Source organism: Kitasatospora sp. NPDC058965 (genome assembly GCF_042741245.1).
Lineage (GTDB): Bacteria > Actinomycetota > Actinomycetes > Streptomycetales > Streptomycetaceae > Kitasatospora.
Genome location: NZ_JBHYKG010000392.1, coordinates 1 through 7,089, shown reverse-complemented (window position 1 = coordinate 7,089; position 7,089 = coordinate 1). Strand labels below are relative to the sequence as shown.

The following is a 7,089-nucleotide window of genomic DNA, read 5'->3' as shown; positions in this document are numbered from 1 at the left end:
CCGATCACCCGCACGAAGCCGGCGGGCAGCCGGTCGGCCCGCTGCTGTGCCGACGGCCGGGCATCGAGTCCGCGCAGGAGGAAGGACTTGTAGCGGTCCGACCACCGCTTGGTGGCCAGGAGCCCGCCCATGGCCAGCGCGACGAGGCTCCAGACGAGCAGGAACGGCCCGACACCGGTGTTGGTCTGAGCCGCCAAGGAGGTCATGCCGGGATCATGTCCCGTCGGGCCGCGGGGGGTCAACGGTCGGCCGGGAATCGGGCCGATGATCGGATGTAGCGCTGGGTCAGAGCCCGCCGCACAGCGCCCACAGCGGCCAGAGCGACACCAGCAGGCCCGCGGCGACGGCCGCCGCACCGTAGCGGCCCGTCCCGACGCGCTCGCGGGGCGGCGGGACCCGGCGGGTTTCGGCGGGCGCGGTGTCGATCCGCGCGGCGGCGATCCGGGCGGCCTGGTCGGGGTCCGGATCCCGGCGCAGCACGACCCGCCAGGAGCGGGCCGCCTCGTAGTCCACGGCCACGGTCCGGCCGGTGCGGTACTGGTCCACCCGGGAGAGGTGCACGTCGACACCGGCCTCGGCGCGGAAGGCCGGGCCGTCCTCCGGCGCGACGGTGAGGTCCAGTTGCAGCAGCACCTCCTCGCCCTCGCGGATCTCCCGGACCGACTCGATCTTCGCCACCGCCGTCCGCAGGACCGGCGGGCCGTGCAGCCCGCGGCGCCGACGCAGGCCGAGGTGCAGGACGAAGAAGCCGGCCATCCCGGTCCACGGTGCCAGGGTGAGGCCGATCACCAGCAGGGCCACCGCGGCCCCGGCCCCGAGGTTGGCGAACCCGGCGACGACCGCGCCGAGCTCCACGCCCAGCAGTACGCACAATGCGAGTCCGCCCGCGAACACCGTCCGCCCCCCGATCCGGCCGTAGCGGTTCTCCGGCCAGAGGCATCGTAGCGGCCGCGCGCGGCGCTCGAGAATGCCCCCGAACGGCCGGGTACCCGCGCCGAACGCCCTTGGCGGCGGCTCGCCTTCGCGCCGCTGCCCGGTGGCCCGCAGCGTCAGGCGGACAGGGCGTGCCCGGCGTCACCGCAGCTCCGCGGCCGCCGCGCAGAGCTCCTCGAACGCGACCCGGGTGAGGGCCGACAGCTCGCCGGGGTCCTCGTCGCGACCGGGGTCGGCCCACCGGGTGTAGCCGAGCCGGAACGCGAGCACGCCGAGTTCGGCGGCCACCTGCGCCGAGCGTTCCGGGACGCCGCGGCGCCCGAGCGCCTCGGCGATCGCGGCGGCCATGCCGATGCTCTTCAGCGCGTCGCGCCGCTGCAGCTCCTCGTTCGCCTCGATCGCCGCGTGCAGCAGCGGGCTGAGCTCGCGGTTGAACGCGGTCATCTCGCCCGACGCCCGCTCCAGGCCGGCCGCGACGGCGGTCAGCGGTGTCGCGTCCGCGGGGGCGGCGTCGATCCCCTCGGCGAGCAGGCGGCTGAGCGTCGTCTGCCCCGCGGTGAGGATCTCCCGCTTGTCGGCGAAGTGGCGGAAGAACGTGCTCCGGGTGAGTTCGGCGCGCTCGGCGATCTGACTGACCGTCGTCTCGTCGTACCCCTGCTCGGCGAACAGGTGGAGCGCCGCCACCACCAGGCGTTGCCGGGCATCCGGCTTCCATCTCGGCATGGCACCCATCCTAGATGACGCGACATCTGTCGCATCATGGCGTACGGTGATGGGACACTAGTCGCATCACTCCTTGGAGCTCGTCATGCGCGTCTTCCTCACGGGCGGAACCGGTCTGGTCGGGTCCGCCGTCGTCGCCGAACTGCTCACCGCGGGCCACGCCGTCACCGCCCTCGCCCGCTCCGACGCCGCCGCGGCGCGCGCCGAGGCCGCCGGTGCCGAGGTGCTCCGCGGCGCGCTCGCCGACCTCGACGTGCTGCGCACCGGCGCGCAGCACGCGGACGGCGTCATCCACCTCGCCTTCAGCAACGACTTCAGCTCGCCCGAGGCCCTCGCCCGGGGCATCGCCGAGGAGGGCGCCGCGCTCGCGGTGCTCGGGGACGCCCTCGTCGGCACCGACCGGCCGCTGGTCACCGTGTCCGGCACGCCCCACACCGCCGGCCGCCCCTCGACCGAGGCCGACCCGCTGCCCACGGGCGGCCCCGTCGCCGGCCGCAGCGCCTCCGTGACCCGCGCCCTCGGCCTCGCCGACCGGGGCGTGCGCAGTTCGGCGGTCCGGCTGCCGCGCACCGTCCACCACCGGGGCGAGGGCGGCTTCGCCGGGCTGCTCACCGCCATCGCCCGCCGCACCGGCGTCGCGGGCTACCCCGGCGACGGCAGCCAGCGCTGGCCGGCCGTCCACGCCCTCGACGCCGCAGTGCTGTTCCGGCTCGCCCTGGAGCAGGCCCCGGCCGGCAGCTCCTGGCACGCCGTCGCCGACGAGGGCGACGCGGTGCACGACATCGTGGCCGTCATCGGGCGCCGCCTCCGGCTGCCGGTCCAGTCGGTGCCGCAGGAGAGCTTCGGCCCCCTCGGCCCTGTCTTCGCGACCGACCAGCCCGCGTCCAGCCACCACACCCGCACCACTCTCGACTGGACGCCGGCCCAGCCGAGCCTGCTCGCGGACCTGGAGCACCTCGGCGCCTGAGCGGCCCGGCGGGGCCGGTCCCGGGCGCGCCGGTCAGGCCGCGCCCGGGGCGGCGTCGATCGCGGCGATCAGGCGGGCGTGGACCTCGGTGGCGGTGGCGCGGGTGGTGGGGTCCGGGTCGTCGAGGTGGGCGGCGATCAGCTCGGCGGCTGCGGCCAGGACGGGGACCGGTACGGCGGCGGTGCGCAGGTGGAGCATCTGGGCCGCCGCGCGTTCACCGGGCGTAGCGGTGCTGCGGGCGGTCGGGATCAGGGCGTGGAGGCCGCGCGGCTGAGAACTCGTCACCTCCGCATTCTCCCAGGTCGCCGCCGCCCCGGGGGCGGTGCGCCGGGCCGGGGGCGGCGGCGCGCGGGTCCGGGGCGTCCGGCGGCCGGCCGCCCGTGTCGGACGGGCGCGGTCCCGTGCGCTCTGAAACGATGTGAGGTGATCATCGGTCAGGCGGAACCCGAGAAGAGAGGTATGGAAGACATGCCTTACGTCGTCGACTTCGTGAACGTTTCCACCATCGGCCTGGAGTCGTCGCCGGTGGCGGAGGCGCTGGCGGGGCTGCGAGCCAACGAGGCGCGGTACTACAGGAACAAGTACGCCCACGCCTTCACGGTCAGCCCGGCGAGCGAGGCGCCGGAGGTGCTGGAGTGGGTGACCCGGATCCTCGCCGAGGAGCGCGAGATCGTCATCGGCGCGCGCCCGCTGGAGGTGACGGCGTTCGAGGTGGACGGACTCCGGATGGCCTACGTCTTCTACGAGTCCGGGCTGTCGGTCAACGTGATGTACGGGATCGAGGACGGGGCGAAGCGGGCCGTCGGGTTCAAGCTCTCGGACGGCATGGAGGTCCCGGAGGAGCTGGCGGACCGGTTCAAGTTCGCGCGGCAGAAGTCGAAGCTGGCCGGCACGATCCGCGGCTCGTACTTCGTGATCAAGGGTCAGTACTGACGGGGCCGGCCCGTCGGGCCCGGGAAAACGCGTTGTCCCCGCCGCCGGCGGTCCGGCACAGTACTACCCATCGCGCCACGAACCGAGGAAGGAGCGCGACCGTGAACGCCGTGCGTGCCCAGTCCCGTCAGCGCTCCTCCCGTTCCCTGAGTCCCGGGACGTCCTCGTAGCGTGCTGACCGGCCCCCGCGCCGGGCCGCCCCGGGGATCGCCCCCCGCCCGGGCGGCCCGTCCTGCGCGTGCCGCCCCGTCGCGCCGGACGGTGCACCCGATCCGGACCGGGTCGTCGGGGTCCGCCTCCTCGTCCGGCCGCGCAGTACCTGGAGAGTTGGCCGAGTGGTAAGGCAGCGGCTTGCTAAGCCGTAGTCGGGTGAAAGCCCGCGCGCGTTCGATCCGCGCACTCTCCGCCACCAGCCCGGAACGCAGGCCCACCCGCCTGCGCCACGTGCGCCGTCCGCCCGCGGCGTGCTTCGCGGGGGACTGGGCGGACGCCGGCGAATCCCCGCCCCGGTGCGCGGCGGTCCGGCGCCGGCGCGCGTGTTGTCCCGTGGATCGCACCGGCCGGACCGGAATGATGGCGGCGGGCTGTCGGATCCGGCGCGGGCCGTTCGTGGTACGGGCAGGAGACGGCCGCAGGAGGCCGCCGGGAACAAGCGGGAACAAGGAGGAGCCATGACCGAGTACCTCATCGCGTTCAACGAGGAGTGGGTGCCGGACCACACCGAGGAGGAGCTGCGGGAGAAGTCCAAGGCGGTCCGGGCACTGGTGGCGGAGATGCAGGAGGCCGGCGTCTTCGTCTTCACCAACGGGCTGGACGACGCCGCCCCGGTGTTCAGCGTCGACGCGTCGAGCGGGACGCCGCTGTTCACCGACGGTCCGTTCGTCGAGTCCAAGGAGCACCTCGGCGGCTTCGCCGTGGTGGACGTGGCGGACGAGGCGCAGGCGCGGCTGTGGGCGGGGAAGATCGCCGTCGCCTGCGGGTGGCCGCAGGAGGTGCGGCGCTTCCGGGTCCGCAAGAACCGCCAGGAGAACGCGTAGCAGCAGCCGGCACCGACGCGTCGGGTCCTGCTGCGTCAGGAGACGCGCAGCCGGGCGCCCGGCAGGGGGACGCTCGGCGGGCGGTAGACGTTCCCGGCCAGCGGGTCCCCGGCCTCCGGGTCGGGGGTCATCTGGTCGGGGAGGAGCAGGACGCGGGCGGTGTCGGCGAGGCCGGCGGCGGGCCCGAGCCAGGTGTCGGCGGTGGCGCGGGCCCCGCCGGCCCGGACGTCGGCCTCGTTGGCGGTGACGGTGGTGCACAGGAGCACCGTGTCCGCCCCGTCCACCGCGCAGGCCGTCAGCACCACGGGGTCCTCGGGCCAGTACGTCGTCCCGGGCGTCTGGGTCGCGCGGTAGCTGAGGTGGACCGCGTCGCCCTGCTCGGGTGCCTGCGGATGGGGGCGTCACCTCCCACCCGGTGACCTGCAGCGCCACCGGGTACGTCTGCGCGCCGCGCACCACGGTGACCGAGGCGGCCGCGGGCCCCGGCGGCCGCGGCCTCGCGTCCGCCGCCGTGCCGAGGGCAGCCGGACACGGCGGCTGCCGAACCGAGGACCACCAGCGCGACGACCAGGGGCGGGGTCCGTCCGTGCATCTCGTGTCCTCGTCCCTCCCCGGTGGCCCTTGCGGAGATCATGACGCGGTCCGTCCACGGCTGGTTCCGGTCGGCTCGGCCCGGCCTGTCGCCGACGCCTGCTAGCGTCGCCCGACATGACTGCTCATCGTGCCCTCCAACTTCTCCACGAGCAGCCGGAACTCGCCGAGCTCGCGGCCTACCCGTTCAACGTGGACATCGAGCGCACTGATCACGTGGAGGCCGTCCGGCTGGCCTCCGGCGGGCCGATCGAGGCCATCGCCGGGGACGACGGCGGGGGCACCTACTTCCGTTGCCCCGACGGTGCGATCCTCTACGCCGGGTCCGAAGGCGAGGCCGGGCTGATCGCCGACAGCGTCGACGAAGCGCTGGAGACCCTGATCGGCCTGCCCTGCTGGCACGACCACATCCTGCTCGACCCCGACGCCGGCGACGCCGAACTGGCGGCCGAGGTGGCCGAGTCGGAGGAGGGGCTCGCCGAGTACTACGGTCCCGAGCTCGACGCCGACCGCGTCACCCTGCTCGCGGCCCTCGGCCTGCGCCGCCTGCCGCCCGCCGAGTTGGTCCGTCGGTTGCACCGGGCCGTGCGCCGCACCGAACCCGACCACCTCCTGCTGAACGCCGAGGAGCTGTGCGCCTACGCCCCGCTCACCCGACGCCTGCGGGTCCCCGTCCACGAGGCCGTCCTCGCGCCCGGGCGTGCCGACCTCGCCCGCCTCCGTGCCCGTGCCGCCGACGCCTCCGGGGTGACCGCCGACCCGGTGCGCCGGGCCACTGCCCTGCGCGCCGCCCAGTACGACCGCACGCCGGCCGACCTGCCCGGCCTGCGTGAACTGCTGCTCGCCGAAGCCGCGTCCGGACCGACCGGGGACCTCCGCCTGGCCACCGTGCTGGTGGGACTGCACGGCGAGCCCGCCGACCACGCGCTGCTGAGCTCGCTGCGCGACCGGAGCCCCGGGGTTCGGGCCCTGCTCGGTGGCTTCCCGGACCACCCGGAGGGGCTGCAGGCCTGGGCGGCCGCGCTCGATGAGTCGAAGCACGGCGGGCGGCCCGTCGACGAACCCCCCGTCAGCTGGGCCCGCCTCGCCCGCCGGCAGGGCCGCACCGAGCTGGCCCGCTGCATCCTGATCCGCCTCCTCGACGCCGCCGGCCCCCACGACACGGAGCTCCTCCCGCTCCTCGCCCACGAGTTCGCCCGGCTCGGGGACCACCCCCAGGCTGCCCGCGCCGAGCAGCTCCACGCCCCGGCCGGCTCGGTAGCGGCGCGACCGTGACCGCCGCGGTCTCGGGACGCGCCCGGGATCCGGCCGCGCCGGGGATGCGACGGAAGCCAACCTGTACGTATACGTTCCGCTACGGTGGGTAGTGACCACGTGCGTCGTCGCCGTCGGCCTGCCGGCGGTGGACGGCGCACGCACACGCACACGTACCGAGTGGAGAACCATGCTGCTCCGCAGGGCATTCGCCGCCCTCGCCATGACCGCCGCCCTCGCCGTGCCGGCCACCACGGCCACGGCGGCCGAGGCGCACCAGAACCGGACCGCCCCCGCCTCGACCACGGGCCTGCGCGAGTCCCCGACCCCCGACTGTGCCGACAACGGGGGCCGGGTTCCCTGTTACGAGTACCAGACCTGGTTCTGGACCTTCGCGAACTGCGAGGACTACGCGAAGAACCACCCCATGGACCCGGCCGTCTACGACCGCCACGTCTGCGCGGTGTTCACCGACGGCGCGACCGTCGGCCTCTGGTACCACAAGTACCGGGCCAGCTGACGCAGGGTCGGCCCGTCGCCGGGGCCCCCGCCCGTTAGGCCCCGGCGAAGGTGCGGCCGGCGCCCTCCGGGTGTAGTCTAGGGCGGCGGTCGTTGGATATCTTTTTGTAGTGTTCTCGGTTCTGAGACTGA

General features: G+C 74.8%; 10 protein-coding genes and 1 tRNA gene. 6 read left to right on the top strand and 5 right to left on the bottom strand.

Going from position 1 to position 7,089, the window contains the following annotated elements; genetic code table 11:
- The 3 genes from ACFW1A_RS36570 to ACFW1A_RS36560 all read right to left on the bottom strand — a co-directional run.
- Window positions 1-206, bottom strand: a 206-nt coding sequence (locus ACFW1A_RS36570) for a hypothetical protein (RefSeq protein ID WP_380417233.1), incomplete at its 3' end; no start/stop codon positions are given.
- A gap of 79 nt (window positions 207-285) precedes the next feature.
- A complete protein-coding gene (locus ACFW1A_RS36565; RefSeq protein ID WP_380417231.1) occupies window positions 286-873 on the bottom strand; it encodes a hypothetical protein in 588 nt (195 codons plus the stop codon).
- A gap of 201 nt (window positions 874-1,074) precedes the next feature.
- A complete protein-coding gene (locus tag ACFW1A_RS36560) occupies window positions 1,075-1,656 on the bottom strand; it encodes a TetR/AcrR family transcriptional regulator (RefSeq protein WP_380417229.1) in 582 nt (193 codons plus the stop codon).
- Window positions 1,657-1,741: 85 nt separating this feature from the next.
- On the opposite strand from ACFW1A_RS36560, the gene ACFW1A_RS36555 reads away from it, so the two are divergent.
- Window positions 1,742-2,623, top strand: coding sequence for an NAD-dependent epimerase/dehydratase family protein (locus ACFW1A_RS36555; RefSeq protein WP_380417227.1), 882 nt, complete (start codon window positions 1,742-1,744; stop codon window positions 2,621-2,623).
- Between the two features lie 33 nt (window positions 2,624-2,656).
- Here ACFW1A_RS36555 and ACFW1A_RS36550 read toward each other — a convergent pair whose 3' ends face one another.
- Window positions 2,657-2,908 (bottom strand): hypothetical protein, encoded by a 252-nt coding sequence (locus tag ACFW1A_RS36550; protein ID WP_380417222.1) that lies wholly within the window; start codon window positions 2,906-2,908, stop codon window positions 2,657-2,659.
- A 174-nt stretch (window positions 2,909-3,082) separates the two neighbouring features.
- Here ACFW1A_RS36550 and ACFW1A_RS36545 point away from each other — a divergent pair, with 174 nt between their 5' ends.
- From ACFW1A_RS36545 to ACFW1A_RS36535, 3 genes are all read left to right on the top strand, one after another.
- Complete coding sequence (locus tag ACFW1A_RS36545) at window positions 3,083-3,556, top strand: phage tail protein (protein WP_380417219.1); 474 nt, start codon at window positions 3,083-3,085, stop codon at window positions 3,554-3,556.
- Window positions 3,557-3,877: 321 nt separating this feature from the next.
- Window positions 3,878-3,965: transfer RNA gene (locus ACFW1A_RS36540), tRNA-Ser, on the top strand.
- A 262-nt stretch (window positions 3,966-4,227) separates the two neighbouring features.
- Window positions 4,228-4,593: a YciI family protein gene (locus ACFW1A_RS36535; RefSeq protein WP_380417217.1), complete on the top strand. Its 366-nt coding sequence runs from the start codon at window positions 4,228-4,230 to the stop codon at window positions 4,591-4,593.
- Window positions 4,594-4,628: 35 nt separating this feature from the next.
- On the opposite strand, the gene ACFW1A_RS36530 is transcribed toward ACFW1A_RS36535, so the two are convergent.
- Window positions 4,629-4,898 (bottom strand): hypothetical protein, encoded by a 270-nt coding sequence (locus ACFW1A_RS36530; RefSeq protein ID WP_380417215.1) that lies wholly within the window; start codon window positions 4,896-4,898, stop codon window positions 4,629-4,631.
- Between the two features lie 403 nt (window positions 4,899-5,301).
- Here ACFW1A_RS36530 and ACFW1A_RS36525 point away from each other — a divergent pair, with 403 nt between their 5' ends.
- Window positions 5,302-6,459, top strand: coding sequence for a hypothetical protein (locus tag ACFW1A_RS36525; protein ID WP_380417212.1), 1,158 nt, complete (start codon window positions 5,302-5,304; stop codon window positions 6,457-6,459).
- A 169-nt stretch (window positions 6,460-6,628) separates the two neighbouring features.
- Entirely contained in the window at window positions 6,629-6,958 is a 330-nt protein-coding gene (locus tag ACFW1A_RS36520) for a hypothetical protein (protein WP_380417209.1), read from the top strand.
- Window positions 6,959-7,089: the final 131 nt, after the last annotated feature.